Source organism: Agromyces sp. NPDC058104, from assembly GCF_042884835.1.
GTDB lineage: Bacteria > Actinomycetota > Actinomycetes > Actinomycetales > Microbacteriaceae > Agromyces.
This window is the reverse complement of the sequence record NZ_JBHVTD010000003.1, coordinates 57,100-80,422: the sequence shown is the minus strand read 5'-3', so window position 1 is coordinate 80,422 and position 23,323 is coordinate 57,100. Positions and strand designations below refer to the sequence as shown.

At 71.6% G+C, this 23,323-nt stretch carries 21 protein-coding genes; 3 read left to right on the top strand and 18 right to left on the bottom strand.

Translation table 11 applies throughout. From position 1 onward, the window contains the following. Nucleotides 1-98: 98 nt before the first annotated feature. From ACFVTH_RS14160 to ACFVTH_RS14080, 17 genes are all read right to left on the bottom strand, one after another. On the bottom strand, nucleotides 99-413 hold the full coding sequence (locus tag ACFVTH_RS14160; protein WP_387092097.1) for a YggT family protein: 315 nt from the start codon (nucleotides 411-413) through the stop codon (nucleotides 99-101). A 6-nt stretch (nucleotides 414-419) separates the two neighbouring features. Continuing rightward, on the bottom strand, nucleotides 420-908 hold the full coding sequence (locus ACFVTH_RS14155; RefSeq protein ID WP_387092094.1) for a cell division protein SepF: 489 nt from the start codon (nucleotides 906-908) through the stop codon (nucleotides 420-422). A 33-nt stretch (nucleotides 909-941) separates the two neighbouring features. Further along, complete coding sequence (locus ACFVTH_RS14150) at nucleotides 942-1,613, bottom strand: YggS family pyridoxal phosphate-dependent enzyme (protein WP_387092091.1); 672 nt, start codon at nucleotides 1,611-1,613, stop codon at nucleotides 942-944. Further along, entirely contained in the window at nucleotides 1,610-2,824 is a 1,215-nt protein-coding gene (ftsZ, locus tag ACFVTH_RS14145; protein WP_387092088.1) for a cell division protein FtsZ, read from the bottom strand. The genes ACFVTH_RS14150 and ftsZ overlap by 4 nt, the downstream gene beginning before the upstream one ends. Nucleotides 2,825-3,006: 182 nt before the next feature. Then, nucleotides 3,007-4,122 carry an FtsQ-type POTRA domain-containing protein gene (locus tag ACFVTH_RS14140; RefSeq protein WP_387092086.1) on the bottom strand — a complete coding sequence of 372 codons (1,116 nt, stop codon included), beginning with the start codon at nucleotides 4,120-4,122 and terminating at the stop codon, nucleotides 3,007-3,009. Nucleotides 4,123-4,135: 13 nt separating this feature from the next. Next, nucleotides 4,136-5,536 (bottom strand): UDP-N-acetylmuramate--L-alanine ligase, encoded by a 1,401-nt coding sequence (murC, locus tag ACFVTH_RS14135; protein ID WP_387092083.1) that lies wholly within the window; start codon nucleotides 5,534-5,536, stop codon nucleotides 4,136-4,138. 108 nt (nucleotides 5,537-5,644) lie between these two features. Then, nucleotides 5,645-6,745, bottom strand: coding sequence for an undecaprenyldiphospho-muramoylpentapeptide beta-N-acetylglucosaminyltransferase (murG, locus tag ACFVTH_RS14130; protein ID WP_387092080.1), 1,101 nt, complete (start codon nucleotides 6,743-6,745; stop codon nucleotides 5,645-5,647). Next, the gene (gene ftsW, locus ACFVTH_RS14125) at nucleotides 6,742-8,001 is read right to left on the bottom strand and encodes a putative lipid II flippase FtsW (protein ID WP_387092077.1); all 1,260 of its coding nucleotides are present in this window, start codon (nucleotides 7,999-8,001) and stop codon (nucleotides 6,742-6,744) included. Before ftsW ends, murG begins: the two co-directional genes overlap by 4 nt. Beyond that, nucleotides 7,961-9,517 (bottom strand): UDP-N-acetylmuramoyl-L-alanine--D-glutamate ligase, encoded by a 1,557-nt coding sequence (gene murD / locus ACFVTH_RS14120; protein WP_387092074.1) that lies wholly within the window; start codon nucleotides 9,515-9,517, stop codon nucleotides 7,961-7,963. Before murD ends, ftsW begins: the two co-directional genes overlap by 41 nt. Then, nucleotides 9,502-10,599: a phospho-N-acetylmuramoyl-pentapeptide-transferase gene (gene mraY / locus ACFVTH_RS14115; protein WP_387092071.1), complete on the bottom strand. Its 1,098-nt coding sequence runs from the start codon at nucleotides 10,597-10,599 to the stop codon at nucleotides 9,502-9,504. The genes murD and mraY overlap by 16 nt, the downstream gene beginning before the upstream one ends. Before the next feature lie 73 nt (nucleotides 10,600-10,672). Next, nucleotides 10,673-12,085: a UDP-N-acetylmuramoyl-tripeptide--D-alanyl-D-alanine ligase gene (gene murF, locus ACFVTH_RS14110; protein WP_387092069.1), complete on the bottom strand. Its 1,413-nt coding sequence runs from the start codon at nucleotides 12,083-12,085 to the stop codon at nucleotides 10,673-10,675. Beyond that, complete coding sequence (locus tag ACFVTH_RS14105; protein WP_387092067.1) at nucleotides 12,082-13,629, bottom strand: Mur ligase family protein; 1,548 nt, start codon at nucleotides 13,627-13,629, stop codon at nucleotides 12,082-12,084. The genes murF and ACFVTH_RS14105 overlap by 4 nt, the downstream gene beginning before the upstream one ends. A gap of 13 nt (nucleotides 13,630-13,642) precedes the next feature. Then, nucleotides 13,643-15,460, bottom strand: coding sequence for a peptidoglycan D,D-transpeptidase FtsI family protein (locus ACFVTH_RS14100; protein ID WP_387092064.1), 1,818 nt, complete (start codon nucleotides 15,458-15,460; stop codon nucleotides 13,643-13,645). Nucleotides 15,461-15,496: 36 nt separating this feature from the next. After that, nucleotides 15,497-16,090, bottom strand: a complete 594-nt coding sequence (locus ACFVTH_RS14095) for a hypothetical protein (protein WP_387092061.1) — start codon at nucleotides 16,088-16,090, stop codon at nucleotides 15,497-15,499. Continuing rightward, complete coding sequence (gene rsmH / locus ACFVTH_RS14090) at nucleotides 16,087-17,040, bottom strand: 16S rRNA (cytosine(1402)-N(4))-methyltransferase RsmH (protein ID WP_387092058.1); 954 nt, start codon at nucleotides 17,038-17,040, stop codon at nucleotides 16,087-16,089. The genes ACFVTH_RS14095 and rsmH overlap by 4 nt, the downstream gene beginning before the upstream one ends. Nucleotides 17,041-17,144: 104 nt before the next feature. After that, on the bottom strand, nucleotides 17,145-17,576 hold the full coding sequence (gene mraZ / locus ACFVTH_RS14085) for a division/cell wall cluster transcriptional repressor MraZ (RefSeq protein WP_026378744.1): 432 nt from the start codon (nucleotides 17,574-17,576) through the stop codon (nucleotides 17,145-17,147). Nucleotides 17,577-17,876: 300 nt separating this feature from the next. Continuing rightward, the gene (locus tag ACFVTH_RS14080) at nucleotides 17,877-18,260 is read right to left on the bottom strand and encodes a DUF3040 domain-containing protein (RefSeq protein ID WP_387092055.1); all 384 of its coding nucleotides are present in this window, start codon (nucleotides 18,258-18,260) and stop codon (nucleotides 17,877-17,879) included. A gap of 74 nt (nucleotides 18,261-18,334) precedes the next feature. Here ACFVTH_RS14080 and ACFVTH_RS14075 point away from each other — a divergent pair, with 74 nt between their 5' ends. Further along, a complete protein-coding gene (locus ACFVTH_RS14075; RefSeq protein WP_387092053.1) occupies nucleotides 18,335-19,447 on the top strand; it encodes a polyprenyl synthetase family protein in 1,113 nt (370 codons plus the stop codon). 38 nt (nucleotides 19,448-19,485) lie between these two features. Here the strand turns inward: ACFVTH_RS14075 and ACFVTH_RS14070 are convergent, their stop codons facing one another. Then, entirely contained in the window at nucleotides 19,486-19,824 is a 339-nt protein-coding gene (locus ACFVTH_RS14070; RefSeq protein ID WP_386941608.1) for an Rv2175c family DNA-binding protein, read from the bottom strand. Between the two features lie 197 nt (nucleotides 19,825-20,021). Here ACFVTH_RS14070 and ACFVTH_RS14065 point away from each other — a divergent pair, with 197 nt between their 5' ends. Together ACFVTH_RS14065 and pknB are read left to right on the top strand one after the other, a co-directional pair. Further along, nucleotides 20,022-21,257, top strand: coding sequence for a LysM peptidoglycan-binding domain-containing protein (locus tag ACFVTH_RS14065; protein ID WP_387092050.1), 1,236 nt, complete (start codon nucleotides 20,022-20,024; stop codon nucleotides 21,255-21,257). An 82-nt stretch (nucleotides 21,258-21,339) separates the two neighbouring features. Next, nucleotides 21,340-23,262, top strand: a complete 1,923-nt coding sequence (gene pknB / locus ACFVTH_RS14060; RefSeq protein ID WP_387092048.1) for a Stk1 family PASTA domain-containing Ser/Thr kinase — start codon at nucleotides 21,340-21,342, stop codon at nucleotides 23,260-23,262. Nucleotides 23,263-23,323: the final 61 nt, after the last annotated feature.

Below are 23,323 nucleotides of genomic sequence, written 5' to 3'. Positions count from 1 at the left end.
TGTTCGATCGGTTCGATCACGTTCTGCTAACGGTAGCAAACACCACCTGAGAGTCGTGAGCGCCGATCGTCTCGGCCTGTCACGATCGCAGGAGATGTTCAGGCTGCGGCCGCCGCCGCGGCCAGCCCCGACACGATGGTCATGGCGAGGATGACGACCAGCATCGCGAGGCTCCACCCGAGGTCGAGTGCCACCTGCCCGATGCGGATCGGCGGAAGGATCCGCCGGAAGAACTTCACCGGCGGATCGGTGGTGCTGTACACGAGCTCGACGACGACGAGCCAGAAGCCCCTCGGGCGCCATGAACGGTTGAACGTCCGCACGAGGTCGAGGACGAAACGCCCCCACATCACGAAGAAGTAGATGAGGAGGAGTGCGTACAGGATGTTCCAGACGACGAGGAGCGCACCCACGGGCGGCTACGCGTGCGTGAAGAACGACGCCTCGACGTCGCCCTCCGCGTCGCCCGTCTCCCCCGAGACGACCACGTGCGCGGGCGAGAGCAGGAAGACCTTGCTCGTGACCCGCTCGATCTTGCCGTAGAGCCCCTGCGAGAGGCCGCTCGCGAAGTCGATGAGACGCCGTGCGTCGGCATCGGACATCTGCGAGAGGTTGATGATCACCGGCACGCCCTCACGGAAGGACTCTGCGATGACTTGCGCGTCACGGTACTGACGCGGGTGGACGGTCAGGATCTCGTTCATCTCCGCCTGCGGGGTGCTCGGTTGGACGTGGTGCTTGCGCAGCGGGGTCACCGATGCGCCGGTCTTCTGCACGGGGGCCGGGGCGGCGTGCACGACCGGGGCGGGCGCCGCTGCGGCCTGGGGCTGCGCGTGGGGCGCCTCGTGCTCGAGCTCCTCATCGGCGAGTCCGAGGTAGACCATGGTCTTCTTGAGCGGGTTCGACATCGATGCCTCCGTCTGTGTTCCGTCTCTTCGAGGTTAACCGGCGGCCGGCCGATTCCCGGTGATTGCGCTGCCGATCCGGAGGTGTGTCGCACCCTCCAGAATCGCGTCGCGAAAGTCGTGGGACATCCCCATGGACAGGTCGCGCGCATCGGGGGCGAGGCGGACGACGCGCTCGGAGAGCTCGCGGACGCGGGCGAACGCGGGGCGCGCCGGCTCGTCGAGCGGAGCGACGGCCATCAGCCCGCGGAGGCGCAGCCCGGGCGTGCCGAGCACGCGCTCGACGAGCTCCTCGAGCGCTTCGGGCGCGACGCCGCCGCGTCCGGGGTCGTCGGTCAGGTTCACCTGCACGAAGCAGTCGACGGATGCCTCGTCCGAACGCAGCGCGTCGACGAGCGCGGGCCGGTCGACCGAGTGGATCGCCGAGGCGTACGCGCGCACCTGCTTCGCCTTCTTGCTCTGCAGCTGCCCGACGAAGTGCCAGCGGAGCCCGAGGTCGGCGAGCTCGGCGGCCTTGGCCTGCGCCTCCTGGTGCCGGTTCTCCCCGACGTCGCGCACGCCGTGCCCGGCGAGCTCGCGCACGAGCGACGCCGGGTGGAACTTCGTGACCACGATGGTCGTGATCCCGGATGCCTCGCGGCCGGCCTCGCGCGCGGCATCCGCGATGCCCGCCTGGACGGCCGCGAGGCGGTAGCCGAGCCCGCTCACTTCAGGAAGTCGGGGATGTCGAGGTCGTCGTCGTTGTCGTCGAACGCCGGGTCGGTGACGATCTGGTCCGCGGTCGAGCTCTGCGCCTCGCCCCAGTTCGCCGTCTCGACGAGCTCGTCGATGTCGATCTCCGCGATGACCTCGGCGACGTCGCCGCCGAGGGCCTCGCCGAGCGAGCCCGTGCCGCCGACCCCCGCACCGACCGCTGCGGCCGCCGCGGGCACGAAGTTCGTGCGACGCGCCTCGACCGGCTTCGCGTTCGGCTCGCCGCCGTCGAAGCCCGCGGCGATGACGGTGACGCGCACCTCGTCGCCGAGCGTGTCGTCGATGACGGCGCCGAAGATGATGTTGGCCTCGGGGTGCACGGCCTCCTGCACGAGCCTCGCGGCGTCGTTGATCTCGAAGATGCCGAGGTTCGAGCCGCCCTGGATGGAGAGCAGCACGCCGTGCGCGCCGTCGATCGACGCCTCGAGCAGGGGACTCGCGACGGCGAGTTCGGCCGCCTTGATCGCGCGATCCGCCCCCCGCGAGGAGCCGATGCCCATGAGGGCGGAGCCCGCGCCCTGCATGACCGACTTGACGTCGGCGAAGTCGAGGTTGATGAGGCCCGGCGTCGTGATGAGGTCGGTGATGCCCTGGACACCGGCGAGCAGTACCTGGTCGGCGGTCGCGAAGGCCTCGAGCATCGAGATGCCGCGGTCGCTGATCTCGAGCAGGCGGTCGTTCGGCACCACGATGAGGGTGTCGACCTCTTCCTTCAGGCGCGCGACGCCCTGCTCGGCCTGGGTCTGACGGCGCTTGCCCTCGAAGCCGAACGGCTTCGTGACGACACCGATGGTCAGCGCGCCGATCGACTTCGCGATGCGGGCGACGACGGGAGCACCGCCGGTGCCCGTGCCGCCGCCCTCGCCGGCGGTGACGAAGACCATGTCGGCGCCGGCCAGCGCCTCCTCGATCTCCTCGGCGTGGTCCTCCGCGGCGCGGCGGCCGACCTCGGGGTCGGCGCCCGCGCCGAGTCCCCGGGTGAGGTCGCGCCCGACGTCGAGCTTGACGTCGGCGTCGCTCATGAGCAGCGCCTGCGCGTCGGTGTTGATCGCGATGAATTCGACTCCGCGGAGGCCGAGTTCGATCATGCGGTTGACGGCGTTGACGCCGCCGCCGCCGATACCGACCACCTTGATGACGGCGAGGTAGTTCTGGTTTGTCGACATGTCCGGCCTTCCGTGCGAACTCTGAACCCTGAACCTCTAGTCGAAGGTTAAAGTTTTGCTGAGTATGCAATTCCTGTGATGACGGTACGAGGCGCACCGCGCGGCCCGCGAAAGGCGCTCCCGGCGTGTCGCGATCCGGCCCCCAGAATGCCCCGTGGAGCACCCTCCGGAGGGCCCCGCGGTCAGTACGTGACGGCGCTCTCGGGCGACGAGACGTCGTAGCCGGAGACCGTGTCGGGCGGCGCGACCGCCATCAGGCGCGCGAGCACCGCCGCCTTCGTCGCCGAGTCGCCGGCCCCGCCCCACACCACCGGCACTCCCCCGGCGAGCTCGAGGCGCACGTCGTCGGCCGTCTCGGCCGTGGCGCCGACGAGCTGCGTCCGCGCCTCGGCCGGGAGGTTGCGCACGACCGCCGCGACGGCGCGGAAGCCGTCCGAGGCGGTGCCGCCGGGCGTCTCGATGAGCGGCTGCCCGTCGGGGCGCGCGTCGACGCGGTCGATGACGACGCCTGCGCCGTCGACGAGCTCGAGGCCGCGGGCCGTCTCGATGACGCCGACGGGCGTCCGTTCGACGATGCGCACGACGAGGGTCCCGGGCGGGATGGTCTCGGTCGAGTACGTCTCGATGAGGCTGAACCCCGCGAGGGCCCGGTGGACGTCGTCGCGCGTGACGAGCGGCAGCGGCGTGCCGAGCTCTCCCTCGAAGGCGGCGACGATCTGCTCCGGCGGAATGCGGGCGGCCCCCTCGACGCGCACCTCGCGCAGCGCCATGAGCGGCGAGTACGCCCCGCCCACGACGACCACCACGAGCAGCGCGAGCGCCCCGCCGACGACCGACCAGACGAGTCGGCGCCGCCGCGAGCGCTTCGTGAAGCGGCGCACCTCCTGCTTCTCGTAGCGGCGCCGGGCGCGCTCCGCCGCGGCCACGGCCCGCCGCGCACCCTTCGCGTCGTCGCGCCGCTCGGTGCCGGTCGCGTCGTCGTGCGGGTGGGCGCCCCGCGCGGCGTCGCGCGGCTCGGCGTCGCGCACGCCGCGCTCACCCGCCCTACCGGGACCCGAGAGCCCGCGACGGAGGTCGTCGAGCGGCACCGTCTCCTGGAGGTCCCGAGGCGTCCGGACGCCGGCAGGGCCGGCCCCGGCCACGACCGCGATCGGCTCGGTGCTCACGCGGTCGGCGACCCCGCCGCCGCTCCGCGGACGCGCGCCGGCAGCGGTCGTCGGGCCGGGCTCGGACGGCGCCCGGTCGCCCGTCGACGGACGCCTCGGCGGCCGCGCCTCGAAGCCCTGCGGCCGCTTCACGGGCGGCCCACCGTCATCCGCGCTCCCGCTCGAGCGAGCCGAGCAGCTGCGGAACGATGCGGTAGACGTCGCCGCAGCCGAGCGTGATGACGAAGTCGCCCTCGCGAGCGATGCGGGCGGTGTGGTCGGCCGCCTCCTGCCAGTCGGGCACGAAGGCGACGTGCGAGGAGTCGGCGAACCGCTCGCTCACCAGCGCGCCGGTCACGCCCGGCACCGGGTCCTCGCGGGCCCCGTAGACGTCGAGCACGACGGTCTCGTCGGCGAACTCCTCGAGCACCTCGGCGAACTCCTTCGCGAACGCCTGGGTGCGGCTGTAGGTGTGCGGCTGGTGGACGGCGATGATGCGCCCCTCGCCCACGACCGTGCGCGCGGCGGCGAGGGCCGCGGCGACCTCGGTCGGGTGGTGCGCGTAGTCGTCGTAGACGCTCACGCCGCCGACGGTGCCGTGCAGTTCGAAGCGGCGGCCGGTGCCCGCGAACCGGGCGATGCCGGCGAGGGAGGCCGCGGGGTCGAAGCCGAGCCCCACGAGCACGGCGAAGGCGCCGGCCGCGTTGATGGCGTTGTGCCGGCCGGGCACGAGCAGCTGCGCCCGGTGGTCGACGCCGGCGTACGCGATCGAGAACGCCACGGGGCCGTCGGTCTCGATGGAGTGCACGCGCACCGTGGCATCCGCCGCCTCGCCGAAGGTGACGACGTTCTCGTGCGCGAGACGTTCGGTGACGCGCTTCGCCCCCGCGTCGTCGGAGGAGACGACGACGAGCTCGCTCGCCCGGTCGGCGAAGTCGACGAAGGCCTGCTCGAACGCCTCGCGGGAGCCGTAGTGGTCGAGGTGGTCGGGATCGACGTTCGTGATGAGCGCGATCGCGGTGTCGTAGAGCAGGAAGGACCCGTCGGACTCATCGGCCTCGACGACGAACAGCTCGTCGGCGCCCGCGCCGGAGGAGACGCCGAGGCCCTCGATCACGCCGCCGTTGACGAAGCTCGGGTCGGCGCCCTGGGCGAGGAGCCCGGTGACGATCATGCCGGTCGAGGTCGTCTTGCCGTGCGCGCCGGCGACCGAGACGAGGCGCTGCCCCGAGATGAGCCACGCGAGCGCCTGCGAGCGGTGCAGCACCGGGAGGCCGCGCTCGAGCGCCAGCCGGTACTCGGGGTTGTCCTGCCACAGCGCGCCGGTCACGACGACCGCCTCGGCGTCGCCGAGGTTCTCGGCGGCGTGGCCGATGGCGATCTCGGCGCCGAGCTCGCGCAGGGCGGCGATGTTCGCCGAGTCGCGCACGTCGGAGCCGGTCACCCGGTGCCCGGCGTCGAGGAAGAGCCGCGCGATGCCGCTCATGCCCGATCCTCCGATGCCGACGAAGTGCACGGCGCCGAGCTCGGCGGGGATCTGGATCGAGAGATCGGGCTTGATGGTCACGTTCGGGTGCTCTTCCTCGGGTGTCGACGGTGCGGTCGGGCGGGTCGGCGCACGACGTGCGTGCGGATGGTTCGCGGGCGGTGCACGTGGCATCCGCCACGTTCAACGTTACGCGCCTCGGGCCGGGTGCGCGGCTCCCCCGCCGAGGGCGGCGTCGATGAGCGCGACCATGCGCGCGGTGCCGTCGCGGACGCCCGCGGTCGCGGCCGCAGCGGCCATCGCGGCCACGCGGTCGCGGTCGGCGAGGAGCGGGACGAGCTCGGCGTCCACCCACTCGGGGACGAATCGCGCATCGTCGACGAGGATGCCACCGCCCGCGTCGACCACGCCGGCCGCGTTGAAGCGCTGCTCGCCGTTGCCGACGGGGTAGGGCACGTACACGGCCGGAAGCCCGAGCGCCGCGAGCTCGCTGACCGTCGCCGCACCCGCTCGGGAGACGGCGAGGTCGGCCGCCGCCAGGGCCAGGTCCATGCGGTCGGCGTACTCGACCATGCGGTAGTCGGCCACGCCCGGGTCGTCGACCTCGGAGTTCGCGCCCGTGATGTGCAGCACCTGCCAGCCGGCACCCGTGATCGAGGCCGCGCCGTCGACCATGGTGCGGTTGATGCGACGCGCCCCGAGCGAGCCGCCGGTCGCGAGGAGCACCGGCCGATCGGGGTCGAGACCGAAGAACCCGGCGGCCTCGGCGCGGAGCGCCGCTCGGTCGAGCGACTCGATCTCGCGGCGGAGCGGCATGCCGACCACCTCGGCGTGCGGCAGCGGCGTGCCCTCGAAGGCGACGCCGACCTGTTCGGCCCAGCGTGCGCCGAGCCGGTTCGCGAGGCCCGGCTTCGCGTTCGCCTCGTGGATCACGACGGGGATGCCCGCGCGACGGGCGGCGAGGTAGGCGGGCGTCGAGACGTAGCCGCCGAACCCGACGACGATCTCGACGCCGCGCTCGGAGATGATCCGCGCGACGTCGTCGATCGAGCGGCTGAACCGCGACGGGAACGCCAGGGCGGCCCGGTTGGGGCGGCGCGGGAACGGCACCTTCGCGATCGTCAGGAGCTCGTAGCCGCGCGCCGGGACGAGCCGCGCCTCGAGGCCCTCGGCGGTGCCGAGCACGAGCACCTCGGCGTCGGCATCGCGCTCGCGGAGCCGGTCGGCGACGGCGAGCAGCGGGTTCACGTGGCCGGCGGTGCCGCCGCCGGCGAGCAGGTACCCGCTCATCGGGCGGCACGCTCCGATGCACGGGCCCTGCGGGCCGCCGCGCGCGCCGCAGCGCGCGCCGGCGCCTCGGGATCGCGTGCGACCGACAGCACGACGCCGATCGCGACGAGGGTGGTCAACAGGGCGGTGCCGCCGGCCGAGACGAGCGGCAGTGGGACACCGAGGACGGGGAAGACTCCGAGCACGACTCCGATATTGACACAGGCCTGACCGATGACCCACACCATCACGGCCGCGGTGACCGTCTTCGCGAACATCGTGCGCGAGCTGCGGAGCACCCGGGCGAACGCGACCGCGAGCAGCACGAAGAGCCCGATGACCACGATCGCGCCGATGAGGCCGAGTTCCTCGCCGATGATGGCGAAGATGAAGTCGTTGTCGGCGGCGGGCAACCACGACCACTTCGCCGCGGAGTTGCCGAGGCCGACCCCGAAGATCCCGCCGTTCGCGAGCGCGTACGTGCCGTGCATCACCTGCCAGCACGAGTTCAGCGTGTCGGCCGACCCGGTGTCGCAGTTCGAGTCGACGAACGACATGATCCGTCGCATGCGGTTCTCGCTCGAGAACGCCACGATCACGAAGCCCACGACCGCGACCACGATCGGCAGCAGCAGGAGCCGCAGCCGCACCCCGATGAGGAACAGCGCGCCGAGCAGCATCGACCCCATGATCATCACGGTGCCGAGGTCGCCGCCGAGGAGGACGAGCCCGATCGCCCCGCCGCCGACGAGCAGGATCGGCAGCACGCCGTGGGTGAAGTCGCCGAGCTTGTCCTGCTTCTTCGTGACGATGAGCCCGAGCCAGATGACGAGGGCGACCTTGATGAACTCGGAGGGCTGGAACTGCACGGGGCCGATGCGCAGCCAGTTCGTGTTGCCGCCGTCCTCGATGCCGAGGTCGGTGGCGACCACGAGCAGCTGGGGGATGCAGGTGATGATGAGCGCGGGCCAGGCGATGCGCATCCAGAACCGCTCGGGCATGCGGCTCGCGATGAGCATCGCCGGGATGCCGATGATCGCGAAGACGCCCTGACGGATGGCCTGGTCGAGCAGCCCGCCGTCCTCCAGGTACGACTGGACGAGCGACGCGGAGAGCACCATGACGAGGCCGAGCACGACGAGGAACAGCGTCGTCCCGAGCAGCAGGAAGTAGTCGGCCGACTCGACGCGGAAGACCCGCCCGAGCCGGATGCGGGCGGCCGAGACGCCCTGCTGGTCAGCCTTCTGGCGACGGGTCGAGCGGGGCGGAGTCGCCATCCGCCTCACCTCCCAGCATCGTTCTGACCGCCTCGTGGAACCGCCGGCCGCGATCGCCGTAGTCGGCGAACTGGTCCATCGACGCCGCAGCGGGCGCGAGGAGCACGGTGTCGCCCTCTGCGGCGACCGACGCGGCCAGTGCGACCGCCTCGGGCATCACCTGTTCAGTGTCGTCGGCGATCACCTCGAAGAGGGGCAGCTCGGGCGCGTGTCGGCGGAACGCCGCGACGAGCAGCTCGCGATCGACGCCGATCACGATCGCCGCGCGGAGGCGCCCCACGTGCGCCGCGACGAGCGCGTCCGCGTCGACGCCCTTGAGGAGCCCGCCCACGATCCAGACGACGCGGCCGAACGCCCGCAGCGACGCCTCGGCGGCGTGCGGGTTCGTGGCCTTCGAGTCGTCGATCCAGCGGACGCCGCCGGCGACGGCCACGGTCTCGATGCGGTGCGCGTCGAGCCTGAAGTCGTTCAGCGCGTCGTGGACGACGACGACCGGCACGCCGAAGGAACGCACGAGCGCCGACGCGGCGAGGATGTTCGCGACCACGTGCGGCGCGTCGAGGCCCCGCGGCTCGAGCTCGGCGAGGGTCGTGATCTCGAGCGCGGTGTTGCGCCGGTCGTCGAGGTACGCCCGATCGGCGAGGATGCCCTCGACCACGCCGAAGTCGCTCGGCCCGGGCACGTCGAGCCCGAAGCCGATCGCCCTGGCGCCCTCTTCGACCTCGGCGTCCTCGACCATGCGCCGGGTCGCCTCGTCGGCGCGGTTGAAGACGCAGGCGTGCTTCGTGTTCTCGTACACCTTCGCCTTCGCCGCGCGGTACGCCTCGAACGATCCGTGCCAGTCGAGGTGGTCGTCGGCGATGTTGAGGACGACGCTCGCCCACGGGTGCACCGCGCCGACGCCCGCGGTCGGGAGGTGGTGCAGCTGGTAGCTCGACAGCTCGACCACGAGCACGTCGAAACCGCCCGGATCGCGCACGGCATCGAGCACCGGCACTCCGATGTTGCCGCACGGCGCGGCCCGCAGGCCGTTCGCGGCGAGGAACGTCGCCGCCATCTGCACGGTCGTCGTCTTGCCGTTCGTGCCCGTCACGAGGATCCACTCGGCGGCGTTCACCTTGTCGCGCACGCGCCAGGCGAGCTCGATGTCGCCCCAGACGGCGACGCCCTCGCGCCCCGCCCACTCGAGCACCGGGTGGTCGGGGTGGAACCCGGGCGAGACCACGACGACCTCGGGCGCGAACCCCTCGAGTTCGGCCGGCACGACGTCGAGGGCGTGGCGGAGGAGCTTCGCGCCGATCACCTCGAGGATGCGCGCGCGGTCCTCGTCGACCTCGGGCGCGACCACGAGCACGTCGGCGCCGAGTTCGGTGAGGGTGTCGGCCACGGCGAAGCCGGTGACGCCGACCCCGAGCACCGCGACCCTGAGCCCGCGCCAGTCCGCGTTCCAGCTCGTGAGGGTGTCGAGACGGTCCGACTCCGGCGCCGAGGCATCCGCCATCAGCTCTGCAGCCATTCGAAGTAGAACGCGCCGACGCCCGCGGCGACGAAGAGTCCGGCGATGATCCAGAAGCGCACGACGATCGTGACCTCGGCCCACCCCTTCAGTTCGAAGTGGTGGTGGATCGGGCTCATCAGGAAGATGCGCTTGCCGTGCGTCACCTTGAAGTAGGCCCGCTGCAGGATGACCGAGCCGGTCTCGATGACGAAGAGTCCGCCGATGATGATGACGAGGAGCTCGGTGTGGCTGACGACCGCGAGGGCGGCCAGGGCACCGCCGAGGCCGAGCGAGCCGGTGTCGCCCATGTAGATCTTCGCCGGGTTCGTGTTCCACCAGAGGAATCCGATGAGCCCGCCGACGATGGCGGCCGACACGATCGCGATGTCGAGCGGGTCGCGCACGTTGTAGCAGCGGTACTCGTCGCTCGGGTTGAGCCCGACCGCGCCGCACGCCTGGTTGAACTGCCAGAAGCCGATGAACACGAACGACCCGATCGCGAGGATCGAGGCGCCGCCGGCGAGGCCGTCGAGGCCGTCGGTCACGTTGACGCCGTTCGAGGTCGCGGACGCGATCAGGCAGATCCAGATGACGTACAGCAGGATGCCGAAGAAGGTGCCGAAGACCATGAAGTCGAGCGGCAGGTCGCGGATGAACGAGATCTTCGTGTTGGCGGGGGTCACGCCCTGCGCGTTCGGGAACTGCAGCGCGAGCAGTGCGAAGAGGGCCGCGACGATCACCTGGCCCGCGACCTTCGCCCAGCCGCCGAGGCCGAGGCTCTGCTTCTTGCGGGTCTTCAGGAAGTCGTCGACGAAGCCGACGAGGCCGAGGCCCACCATCATGAAGAGCACCAGCAGGCCCGAGGCGGTGGGCTTCTCGTTCGAGACGAGCAGCGTCGCGACGAAGTAGCCGAACAGCGCGCCGAGGATGAAGATGATGCCGCCCATGGTGGGCGTGCCGCGCTTGACGTGATGGCTCTGCGGCCCGTCGTCACGGATGAACTGGCCCCAGCCGATCCGCGTGAACAGGCGGATGAACAGCGGGGTCAGGAACAGCGTGAAGGCGAGCGACAACGCTCCGGCGGTCAGCAGTGCTCTCACGCGAACCATTCTCCCAGTCGGTCGCCGAGCAGGCAGGTCGACTGCCCAGCCTCGCCGAGATGATGCACTGCGCTCACGCGAACCATTCTCCCAGTCGGTCGCCGAGCAGGCGGAGACCCGCCGAGTTCGACGATTTCACCAAAATCGTGTCACCGGGGCGGGCGCCCGCGGTGACGAGCTCGAAGGCCTCATCGGCGGACTCGACGTATGCCGATTCGCCGTCCCACGATCCTTCGTTGATCGCGGAGATGTGCAGTCGACGCGCGGCCTGGCCGACGACGACGAGCTGCGAGATCCCGAGGCGCACGGCGAGGAGGCCGATGCGGTCGTGCTCCTCCCCCGAGAACTCGCCGAGCTCGCTCATCTCGCCGAGGACGGCGATCGTGCGGCTGCCGGGCTCTCGCACCTGGGCGAGGGTCTTGAGCGCGGCCGACATCGAGTCGGGACTCGCGTTGTACGCGTCGTTGATGACGGTGATGCCGTCGCGGCCGCCCATGAGCTGCATGCGCCAGCGCTCCGCGAGGGTCACCTGCTCGAGGGCGGCGACCACGTCGGCGAGGGGCACGCCGAGCTCGATGGATGCCGCAACCGCGGCCAGTGCGTTCATGACGTGGTGCTCGCCGAGCACCCCGAAGTGCACCCGTGCCTGCTCGCCGCCGGGCACCGTCACCGTGAAGTCGGTGCCGCGCGAGTGGGCGCGGAGCTCGGTCGCGCGCACCTCGGCGGCGTCGCCGAGTCCGAACCAGACGACGCGGGCGTCGGTGAGGCCGGCCATCGGAACGACGCGCGGATCGTCGGCGTTGAGCACCGCCACGTCGCCGGGCAGCAGGTCGGTGACCATCTCGGACTTCGCCTGCACGGTCTTCTCGATGCCGCCGAACTCGCCGGCGTGCGCGAGGCCGACCTTCAGCACGATGCCGACGTCGGGGCGTGCCATGCGGATGAGGCGGGCGATCTCGCCGACGCCGGAGGCCCCCATCTCGGCGACGAGGAACTCGGTGTCCTCCGCGAGCTCGAGCATGGTGACGGGCGCGCCGACCTCGTTGTTGTAGGAGGCGCGCGCGGCGACGGTCGGGCCGACCTTCTCGAGCACGGCGCGCAGGAGGTTCTTCGTCGTGGTCTTGCCGTTCGAGCCGGTGACGCCGACGATGCGCAGCCTGCCGAGGGAGCGCACCCGGCGCACGACCTCGGTCGCGAGGGCGCCGAGCGCGTCGATCGAGTCGGCGACAACGATCTGCGGCACGGGCAGTTCGAGGGCGTGCTCGACGATCAGGACGGCGGCGCCGCGCTCGACCGCGGACGGTGCGAAGCGGTGGCCGTCGTCGAACTCGCCGCGCTTGGCGACGAACACGTCGCCCGCGTCGATCTCGCGCGAGTCGGTCGTGACGGCGCCGGAGACGACGGTCTCGGCGGTCGCGGACGCGCCGTCGAGACGGAGGGTGCCGCCCGCGGCCGACGCGATCTCGGAGAGCGTGAGCGCGATCATTCGAGCCACCCCGCTTCGCGGAGCGCCTGCTTGGAGTCTTCGCGTGCCGAGTACGGGATCTTCACGCCTTTCACTTCGTGGTAGTCCTCGTGGCCGGGGCCGGCGTAGAGGATGGCGTCGCCGTCGTCGGCGAGGGCGAGGGCCGCGCGGAACGCCGCCCTCGGGTCGGCGATCTCGTGGATCTCGCGTCCGGGCACGGCCTCGCGCGCGCCGGCGATCAGCGCGGCGCGGATCGCCGCCGGATCCTCGAATCGAGGGTGGAAGTCGGTGATGACCACGACATCGGCACCGCGGGCGGCGATCGCGCCCATCTCGGCGCGCTTGGTCGTGTCGCGGTCGCCGTCGGCGCCGAAGACCATGATGACGCGACCCGAGGTCGAGCGGCGGATCGCGCCGAGCGTCTGGAGGAACGCGTCGGGGCTGTGCCCGTAGTCGATGTAGACGATCGGACCGCGATCGCCCGAGATGCGCTCGGCGCGACCGGGGATGTAGGCGTCGATGCCGCCGTCGCGCTCGAGCGCGGCGGCGATGCGATCGAGGTCGTAGCCCGCCTCGGTGAGCATGACGATCGCCAGCGCGGCGTTCGCCGCCATGTACCAGCCGAGCAGCGGCACGCGCGTCTCGAGCCGGCGCCCGTCGGGCGCGTCGAGCGCGAACGCCGTGTACGCGGCCGCCTCGTCGAGGATCGTGAGTCGCCAGTCGGCCGGAACCTCGGCGTCGCTCGTCAGCGTCGTCACCGGGATGCGCGACTCGGCCACGAGCCGGCGGCCCCACTCGGAGTCGACCGTGACGACGCCGCGGCGGGCGCGATCGGGCTGGAAGAGCTCGCGCTTCGCCTCGAAGTACTCGCTCATGTCGGCGTAGTCGTCGAGGTGGTCGTGCGTGAGGTTCGTGAAGCCGGCGACGTCGAAGACGAGCCCGTCGACCCGGTGCCGCGAGAGCGCCTGCGCCGACACCTCGATGCCGACGGCGCGCACCTCGACCTCGCGCATGCGGGCGAGCAGCGCGTGCAGCTCACTCGCCTCGGGAGTGGTGAGCGAGCTCGTGACGGCCTCGTCGCCGATGCGGCGCTCGGCGGTCGAGGTGAGTCCGGCGGTCACGCCGAGCTGGCGGAGGATGCCGTAGAGCAGGTACACGACGCTGGTCTTGCCGTTCGTGCCGGTGACCGCGAACGTGGTCGCCGGGTTCTCGGCCGTGCGGTGGATCCACGCGGCGACCTCGCCGAGCGCGGCACGGGCGTCGGGGGTGACGAGGATCGGCAGGCCGGACTCGGCGGCGAGCGTCGCGCCGGCCTCATCGGTCAGCACGGCGACGGCACCCGCGTCGCGGGCGGCGACCGCGTAGCCGGCACCGTGGGCGTTGCGCCCGGGCACGCCGACGTAGAGGTCGCCGGGGCGCACGGCGCCGGAGGCGAGGCCCGCGCCCGTGACCTCGAGGTCGCCGAGCTCGCCGCGCACGTCGAACCCGAACTCCTCGGCGAGGCCGCGGAGCGTTCGGGGGCTCGGGTGCTGCGGCCGGAGGGCCGTTGGAGGCGATCCGGTCACGAACCCAACTTTCTCACCAGGTGGCTGGCAGATCGGGCGCCGGGGCGCCGGATGGAACGGTCCGATACTTCTTCAGCACCTGGCTCATCACTTCTTGGAAGACGGGAGCGGATGCGGCGGACGAGTTCATCTTAACGGCATTCTGGAAGCTCACCGAAACGACGAACTCGGGATCGTCGGCCGGAGCGAAGCCGGAGACGGAGACGAGGTAGCCTGGCAGGTACTGCCCGTCGGGGCCGGCGACCTGCGCGGTGCCCGTCTTCGCGGCGACGCGGTATCCCGGGATCTCCCACTGGTCGGCGAGCCAGCCCTCGGCGTACACGCGCTCGAGCATGGCGCTCGTCTCGTCGGCGGCCTTCTCGGAGACCACCCTCCTGCCCTGCGCCGGCGGGGAGGTCGTCTCCCCGTCGGCGGTCGTGCACCCGTCGACGAGCGTGACCGGCATGCGCACGCCGCCGTTCGCGAGGGTCTGGTAGACGCTCGCGATCTGCACGGCGGTCGTGGTGAGGCCCTGCCCGAACATGGTCGCGTACTTCGTCTGGTTGTCCCAGTCGTCGGGGTCGCCGTGCAGGTCGCCCGCGGCCTCCTGGGGGAATCCGACCTCCGTCGGCTCGCCGAGCCCGAAGTCGAGCATGTCCTCGTAGCGCTGCCGGTCGCTGATCCGCTCGCCGAACATCGACATCCCGGTGTTCGACGAGTCGACGAGCACGCCCGTGAGCGTGAGCCGCGAGTCGTCGTGATACGCGCTGTCGTTGATGTTCGCGCCGTTCGGCGGCAGGTACCGGTACGGCGCGATGATCTGGTCGACCGGCGTCGCCTTGCCCGCGTCGAGCACCGAGGCGGCCGTGAGCGCCTTGAAGGTCGAGCCGGGCTCGAACGGCGCCGTGAACGCCCGCGAGCCGCGGTCGTCGGCGTCGGTCGCCGACGGGTCGTTCGGGTCGACCGTCGGCACGTCGGCGATCGCCAGCAGGCGCCCGGTCTTCACCTCCATGACCGTCACCGTGGCCCAGTCGGCGCCGACGGCCCGGCGCTGCTCCTCGGCGACGCGCTGCACGAAGTACTGCAGGTCGGCGTCGATCGTGAGCTTCAGCGTGCCGCCGTCCTTCGCCTGCTTGTGCACGATCTCGCTGCCGGGGATGGGCACCCAGTCGGCCGCGCTGTGCAGGTAGCTGACCTCGCCGTCGGTGCCTGCGAGGCACTGGTCCTCGGCGAGTTCGAGGCCCTGGAGCGGCGTGCCGTCGTCGGGCTGCACGAACCCGAGGAGGTTGCCGCCGACCGCGCCGTTCGGATACGTCCGGCTGGGGTGCTTCTCGGCGTACACCCATGGGACGTCGAGCGCCTTGACCGCTTCGTACGACTCCGTGTCGACCTGCTTCGCGAGGAAGGCGTAGTCGGAGTCGGGGTCCTCCGCGAGCTTCGAGGTGATCACCCCGACCACCTGGTCGGCCGTGAGGCCGAGCAGGGGCCCGAGTTCCGCCGCCGCCGGCGCGAGCGCGGCGACGAGCTCCTCGGTCGTGACCTCGGCCTTGTGCTTCGGATCCTTCTTCTGCTTCTCTTCGACGACCGCCAGCTGCGCCTGCTTCGGCGAGATGACGATGTCGTAGCGCATCACGCTGTCGGCGAGCACGGTGCCGTTCGCGTCGACGATGTCGCCGCGGGCGCCCCACACCTTCACCGGCTGGGATCTCGCATCCTGCGACTTGGCGTTCAGCGCGGAGGCGCGCACCACCTGGATGTCGACGAGCTTCACGACGAACACCCCGACGAGCACGAGGAGCACGACCGCCGAGGCGAGGATCCTGCGCATCGGGTGGCGACTCGTTCGGTTCATCCGCTGCGGTCCTCGTTCGTGCTCGTGGTGCTCGTGCTAGTGGGTGGCCGGCGTCGGCAGGCCCTCGCCGGCGGGCGGAGGTGCCGGAGCCTGAGCGGGGACCTCGGCCGCCGCTCCGCCCGCCGCCCCCGCTGCGGTCTCGCCCTTCGGAGTCTCCTCCGCGGGCCGCTCGGTCACGAGCGGCACGCCGTCGATGAGCGCATTCGGGACGAGCGGCGCGGATGCCGCGGCTCCCCCGGTCGCCGCGGACGGGTCGCCGCTCACGGATCCGTCGGAGAGCCGGAGCAGCACCGGGTTGGAGTTCGGGACCATGCCGAGCGCCTCGGCGTTCGCGGCGAGGTACTGCGGCGACTCGACCCGGTCGAGGTCCTCGCGGAGCTGCTGCTCCTGGCGATCGAGGGTGGACTGCTGCATCGTCACCGCGTCGATGTCGTAGGCGCCCTGCGTGATGGCGATCGAGAGCAGCAGCTGCGCGACGACGATGACCGCGACTCCGGCGACCGCGATGATCGCGTACGCGAGCCGGGGCTTCGCACGACCGCCGCCGGGTTCGGGCGCGGGGCGCAGCCAGCGGGGCCGCTCGGGCGCGCGCCGGGGCGCGGGAAGGGACTGGGCCGGCACAGCGCTCATGACGGCCTCCTCACTCGTTCTGCGGCGCGCAGTCGCACCGGCTTCGCACGCGGGTTCTCCGCCTGCTCGGATTCGCTCGCGAGCTCCGCTCCCCTGACGAGGAGCTTCCACTGCGGGCGGTGCTCGGGCAGCTCCATCGGCAGCCCTGCGGGTGCCGACGAGCTCGCTGCGGCCTGCAGCACCCGCTTGACGATGCGGTCCTCGAGCGACTGGTAGGCGAGCACGACGATGCGGCCGCCGACGGCGATCGAGTCGAGGGCCGCGGGCATCGCCCGCTCGAGCACCGACAGCTCCTCGTTCACCTCGATGCGCAGGGCCTGGAAGACCCGCTTCGCCGGGTGCCCCTGCCGCTGCACGGCCACCGGGGTCGCCGCCTGGATCACGGCGACGAGCTCGGCCGATCGCGTGATCGGGGCCTCCTCGCGCGCCCTCACGATGGCGCGCGCGTAGCGTGCCGCGAGCTTCTCCTCGCCGTAGTCGAGGAAGATGCGTCGCAGCTCGTCCTCGCTCGACTCCGCGATGACGTCGGCCGCGGTGCGCCCCTTCGTGAAGTCCATCCGCATGTCGAGCGGCGCGTCCTTCGAGTAGGCGAAGCCGCGCTCGGCGCGGTCGAGCTGCAAGGAGGAGACGCCGAGGTCGAAGAGCACGCCCTGCACCTCGGTGAACCCCTCGGACCGGACCGCCTTCGCGATGCCGTCGTAGACCGTGTGCACGAAGCGGGCGCGGTCGCCGTACTTCGCGAGGCGCTCGCGGGCGATGGCGAGCGCGTCGGTGTCGCGGTCGAGGCCGATGACCGTGAGCTCGGGGAAGCGTTCGAGGAACGCCGCGGTGTGGCCGCCCATGCCGAGGGTGGCATCGACCATCACCGCGCCGCGCTGCTCGAGCGCCGGGGCGAGCAGCTCGAGCGTGCGCTCGAGCATGACCGGGGTGTGAATGCGTTCGATGTCCATGATTCCGCCTTGCCTTCCGGGCCTTCGAGCCCTGATCCCCATCCGTTCGTCCTGATGCGGGGAAGTGCACCAGGCCCGGCCGGCTGGGAGTCGGGACCCGTGGATCAGAAGAGTCCGGGGATCACCTCCTCCGCCGTCTCCGCGAAGGCCGCCTCCTGCTCGGCGAGGTAGCTCTGCCACGCCGCCTGGTCCCAGATCTCCACCCGGCTGCCGGCGCCGATGACCGTGAGGTCCCGGTCGAGCCCCGCATAGCTGCGGAGCATGGCGGGGATGGTGACCCGGTTCTGCTTGTCGGGGGTCTCCGCGGACGCCCCCGAGAGGAACACGCGCATGTAATCGCGTGCCTGCTTGCTCGTGACCGGGGCTTGGCGGATCTTCTCGCTCATGCTCTCGAACTCGCGAGCGCTGAACACGTAGACGCAGCGCTCCTGCCCGCGTGTCAGCACGAGCCCGTTCGACAGCTCCTCCCGGAATTTCGCCGGAAGAATGACGCGACCCTTCTCATCGAGCTTTGGTTCGTAACTCCCGAGGAACACCGCACCACCCCCTTTCCTCCGGCCAGAATCCAGGTGCCCCCACTTTACTCCACCTCCATCCACCGATCAACGACATTCGCTCGAATTCGCTGAGGATCAGTCGAGGAACCCCCGTGTTCACGCGGATTTACGCGGGTGGAGGGAGGTGGAGGAGATCGACACGCCGGAGGGGGGAAATGGGGTCGATCACGGGCCGGATGCCTCGGCGACGGGCCGGGGCGACCGGACGAGCGGCCCCTGAGACACGAAAAACGGGCCGATCAGACGATCGGCCCGTTCAGGTGGTGCGAAGTGGAGTGGCTACTCGTGCCCGTCCTGGCGACGGTCCCAGCGCTCGTTCATGCGGTCCATGAAGCCCGAGCCGGAGCGCGGCTTGGCCGCACCGGAGGACTGCTCGTTCGGAGCGGGCGCCGCGGCACCGCGCTTCGACGGCGTGATCGCGACGAGCACGCCGGCGAACATGAGCGCGAAGCCCAGGATGCCGACGATCAGGATCTGGGTGGCGACGCCGACGATCAGCGCACCGACGCCGGCGACGGCGAGCAGCACACCGAGCACGATGGCGCGGTAGTTCGGTCGCCGACCGCGCACGCCGCCGACGGCGTGCACGAAATCGGCATCGTTGCGATAGAGGTTCCGCTCCATCTCCTCGAGAAGACGTTGCTCCTGCTCTGAAAGCGGCATCTCTTTCCCCTCAGGCTCGGGATCGACGCATCCGAGTCCATTCTAGCCCTGCGTTGCGTCGGTAGGCTAGGCGGGTGGCTCACAGCTCCCGACTGGTCGATATGGTGCACGAACGCATCGAGGAATTCCTCGCCGAACGCACCTCCATTCTCCGCTCGATCAGCGCCGATCTCGAACCGCTCGACGGCTTCTCTCGGCGCTTTCTCAGCGGCGGAAAGCGGTTCCGCGCACTCTTCTGCTACTGGGGCTGGGAGTCCGTGCGAACGCGCGGCTTCGACCCCTTCGAGTCCGCAGGGGGACCCGACCGGTTCCCGGTCGTCTCGGCCGCGGCCGCGCTCGAGCTCTTCCACGCCGCGGCGCTCGTGCACGACGACCTCATCGACCGTTCCGACACCCGCCGCGGCCTCCCCTCCGCGCACCGGCTCTTCGAGGGGCTCCACGCCGATTCCGGCTGGGCCGGGGACTCCGCCGACTTCGGCGTCGACTCGGCGATCCTCCTCGGCGACCTCCTGCTCGGCTGGAGCGACGAGATCCTCGACGAGGGGCTCGACGCCCTCGGCGACCGCGCGGCCGCCCGCGCGGCGCGTCGCGAGTTCATGCGGATGCGCACCGAGGTCACGGCGGGCCAGTACCTCGACATCCTCGAGGAGCGCGCCTGGAACGTGCAGCCCGACGACGAGCAGCGGGTCCGCGCCGAACGCGTCATCGTCTACAAGTCGGCGAAGTACAGCATCGAGGCGCCACTCCTGATCGGCGCCTCGATCGCCGGGGCCGACGAGGCGCAGCTCCGCGCACTCCGCGACTTCGGCCTGCCGCTCGGCATCGCCTACCAGCTGCGCGACGACCTGCTCGGGGTGTTCGGAGACCCCGGGGTCACCGGCAAGCCGAGCGGCGACGACCTGCGGGAGGGCAAGCGGACCGTGCTCATCGCGATCGCGCGCGAACGGCTCGCGGCCGGACAGCGGCGACTGCTCGACGAACTCCTCGGCGACCCGTCGCTGAGCGCCGAGCAGGTGCGGATGCTGCAGCGCACGATCACCGAATGCGGAGCCGTCGACGAGGTCGAGGACCTCATCGCCCGGAACGCGGCCCGAGCGGTCGCGGCCCTCGACGACGCACCGCTCGGGAACGAGGCCCGCAACGAGCTCGCCGCGATGGCGAAGACGGTCACCCGCCGTACGAGCTGAGCGGCGCGGACCTCACGTGTACCGGCCGGCACTCCAGCTCAGGCGAGCGCTTGGGCGATCCGTCGGACCTCCGCCTTCCGGCCGGCGCGCAGGGCGTCGATCGGAGTGGTGCCGAGGCTGTCCTCCTCGGCGAGGAACCACTCGAGCGCCTCGGTGTCGCTGAAGCCCGCGTCGGCGAGCACGATCGCGGTGCCGTGGATCTCGGGCATCGGCGCGTCGTTCTTGATGAAGACGGCGGGGACCTTCAGCACGCCGTCGACCCGAGCGGCCAGCAGATGCCGGTCGTCGATCATGCGGCGCACGCGGCTCGGGCTCTCGCCCAGCAGCTCGACGAGGTCGGGAACGGTCAGCCAGGTGGTCTGGGCGGCATCGGTCACAGCACAAGCCTGCCACGTCCGGGGGCCGACCGGGAAGTGGGGCCACGGAGCCGACGGCGATCGGCGGAACGGGCGCCGAACGTCCCCAGGCCCGCGTCCACCCCGAGTCGGCGGACTCGCGGCCGGGTGTTTGACTCGCCCCGACGCCTGTGCGACGGTGGCGAGAGCCGGAGCATCAGGCCGGCGAAGGGGGAACCATGGCGTACGACGTCGACGACGCCGGCGGGCGCGAACCGCGTCGACCCGGCGGACGCGGGCCGGCTCGCGGCATCCGCGGGCTGCTGACCGTGCCGCTCGCCGTCGTGAGCGCCGTGGCCGTCACCCTGGGCATCGCGCAGCCGGCCGAGGCCGCGCCGCAGCCGGTCAAGCGCCAGCCGAAGGCGAAGGCGTCGACCGCCGGGGCGGCCGTGCGCGCCGCCTCGGCCACAGGCGCCGTCCCGGCGGAGATCGTCGTCGCGGAGGGCGACACGGTCAGCGGCATCGCCGAGCGATACGGCCTCTCGACCGCGGAGGTGCTCGCGCACAACGGGCTCGGCTGGTCGAGCCTGATCTTCCCCGGCCAGCGCCTCGCACTGCCCGGCGGCCGTGCGGCGGCGGCGCCGCCCGCCCGCGACGCCATCGCGAAGCACCTCGTCGTCGACGGCGACACGATGAGCGGCATCGCCGATCGATACGGCGTCGCGCTGGGCGAGCTGCTCAGGGTCAACGGCCTCAGCCGCCAGTCCCTCATCTTCCCCGGCGAGGCGATCGTGCTGCCGCCCGACGCCGACGATCGCTCGGCGGGGGCGTCGGCTCCCCCGCCCATCACCGCGCCTCCCGCCGCGGAGCCCGGGGCGACCGCGCCGGCCGACACGCACCTCGTCGTCGACGGCGACACCGTGTGGGACATCGCGGCGCGGAACGACGTCGAGGTCGCCGCGCTCATCGCGGCGAACGGCCTCGACGCGAACGCGACGATCAGGGCGGGCCAACGGCTCGCCATCCCCCGGCCGGTCCCCGTCGTCGCCGTCGCGTCCGTGAGCGTCGTGCTCACCGAGGAGATGCGCACCAACGCCCAGCTCATCGTCGACGTGGGCCGCGAGCTCGGCGTTCCCGACTCGGGGATCGTCGTCGCCCTCGCGGCGGCCGCCCAGGAGTCCGGCCTGAAGAACGTCCGCCACGGCGATCGCGACTCGCAGGGGCTGTTCCAGCAGCGACCGAGCCAGGGCTGGGGCACGGTCGAGGAGGTGCTCGACCCGGTGCGCGCCGCGACCGCCTTCTACGGCGGCCCGACCAATCCCAACCCCGGCGTCACCGCCGGGCTGCTCGACATTCCCGGTTGGGAATCGATGTCGCTCACCGAGGCGGCGCAATCGGTGCAGCGGAGCGCGCACCCCGACCACTACGCCAAGTGGGAGGCGCAGGCGAAGGCCTGGCTCGCCGAGCTCGGCTGACCCGCATCACGATGGGGTTTCGATCGGCGCGTCTGCGGCGTTTGTTCAGATCGGGGCATATGCCGTTTCGTAGACTCGGACAGTGACCAACGCGCCCGCTGACCCGATGATCGGCCGTCTCATCGACGGCCGCTATCAGGTGCGCTCCCGGATCGCCCGTGGCGGCATGGCGACCGTCTACCTCGCGACCGACCTCCGTCTGGAGCGGCGGGTCGCGATCAAGATCATGCACGGTCATCTGGCCGACGACAACACCTTCAAGACGCGCTTCGTGCAGGAGGCCCGTTCGGCCGCCCGGCTCGCGCACCCGAACGTCGTGAACGTCTTCGACCAGGGCCAGGACGCCGACATGGCGTACCTCGTCATGGAGTACCTGCCCGGCATCACGCTTCGCGAGCTCCTGAAGGACTACAAGAAGCTCACCCCCGAGCAGACCGTCGACATCATGGACGCGGTGCTCTCGGGTCTCGCCGCTGCGCACAAGGCCGGCATCGTGCACCGCGATCTCAAGCCCGAGAACGTACTGCTCGCCGACGACGGCCGCATCAAGCTCGGCGACTTCGGGCTCGCCCGCGCCGCCAGCGCGAACACCGCGACCGGGCAGGCACTCCTCGGCACGATCGCCTACCTCTCCCCCGAGCTCGTGACCCGCGGGGTCGCCGACGCTCGCAGCGACATCTACGCCGTCGGCATCATGATGTTCGAGATGCTGACGGGCGAGCAGCCCTACGTCGGCGAGGCGCCGATGACGATCGCGTACCAGCACGCGAACGACGAGGTCCCGGCCCCCAGCTCGAAGAACCCGGCCGTGCCGGCGGAGCTCGACGAACTCGTGCTCTGGGCCACGCGCCGCGACCCCGACGAGCGCCCCCGCGACGCTCGCGAGCTGCTCGACCGGCTGCGTGAGGCCGAACCGGTGCTGCGCTCCTCGCACGTCCCGCTCACCACCCAGGCGACGATGGTGCTGCCCACCGCCGGCGAGCCGCTGGGCACCGCCACGGCCGAGACGCGCGTGCTCGGCGCAGCGGCGCTCGCCGGTCCCGCGGCGGTCGCGACGGCCGAGGCGTCCGACGGCGACGACGCCGCCGAGCTCTCGACGAGCGCCGCACGTCGCAAGCGGCGCGGCTACTGGATCCTCGCGCTCGTCCTCCTCGTCACCGGCCTCGCCGCAGGAACGGGCTGGTACTTCGGCGCCGGCCCCGGCGCGTACGTGACGATCCCCGACACGACCGCGAAGACGCCCGAGGCGGCGCTCGAGCTGCTCACCGACGCCGGGTTCCAGGTGAAGCAGGAGACCCGCACCGATCCCGAGATCGCCGCAGGCTCCGTCATCGACACCGATCCCGCCGGCGGGAGCTCGGCGCGCAACGGCTCGACGGTGGTCCTCCTCGTCTCCGAAGGGCCGCGCATCCTCGAGGTGCCCGACGTCGTCGGCCAGCCGGTCGACGCGGCGAACGAGCTCCTCGCCGAGTTCACGCTCCTCGACCCCGTCGAGCAGTTCTCGGCCGACGTGCCGCCCGGCTCCGTGATCGGCGCCCTGGGCGCCGACGGCGAGGCGCTTCCGTCGAGCTACCCCGAACGGGGCGAGGTCACCCTGATCGTCTCGGTCGGCCCGGTGCCGCCCGTCGAGGGCCTCGCGGTCGCCGATGCCGAGGCGAAGCTGAAGGACGCCGGGCTCGAGGTGACCTACAAGGACCCGGTCTTCTCGAACGACGTCCCGAAGGACCACGTCGTCACCGCCGACTGGCTGAGCGACCCCATGCGCCCGGGGTCGACCGTCGAGCTGACGGTGTCGAAGGGCCAGGACCTGGTCGCCGTGCCGAACGTCGTCGGCAAGCCCCTCCAGGACGCCATCGACGAGCTCGAGGCGGCGGGGTTCAAGGTCGCCCACAGCTTCCCCGAGGCGTTCATCGCCTTCGCCACCGTGAACGAGCAGAACCCGGCCGCCGAGACGCAGGCGGTCCGCGGAAGCACGATCACCCTCGTCGCCACCCTCACGGTCTGAGCGGCACCGGCGCCTCGGCTCCGCGCGTCAGTCCGGCGTGGCGGCGTGCAGCGACTTCGAC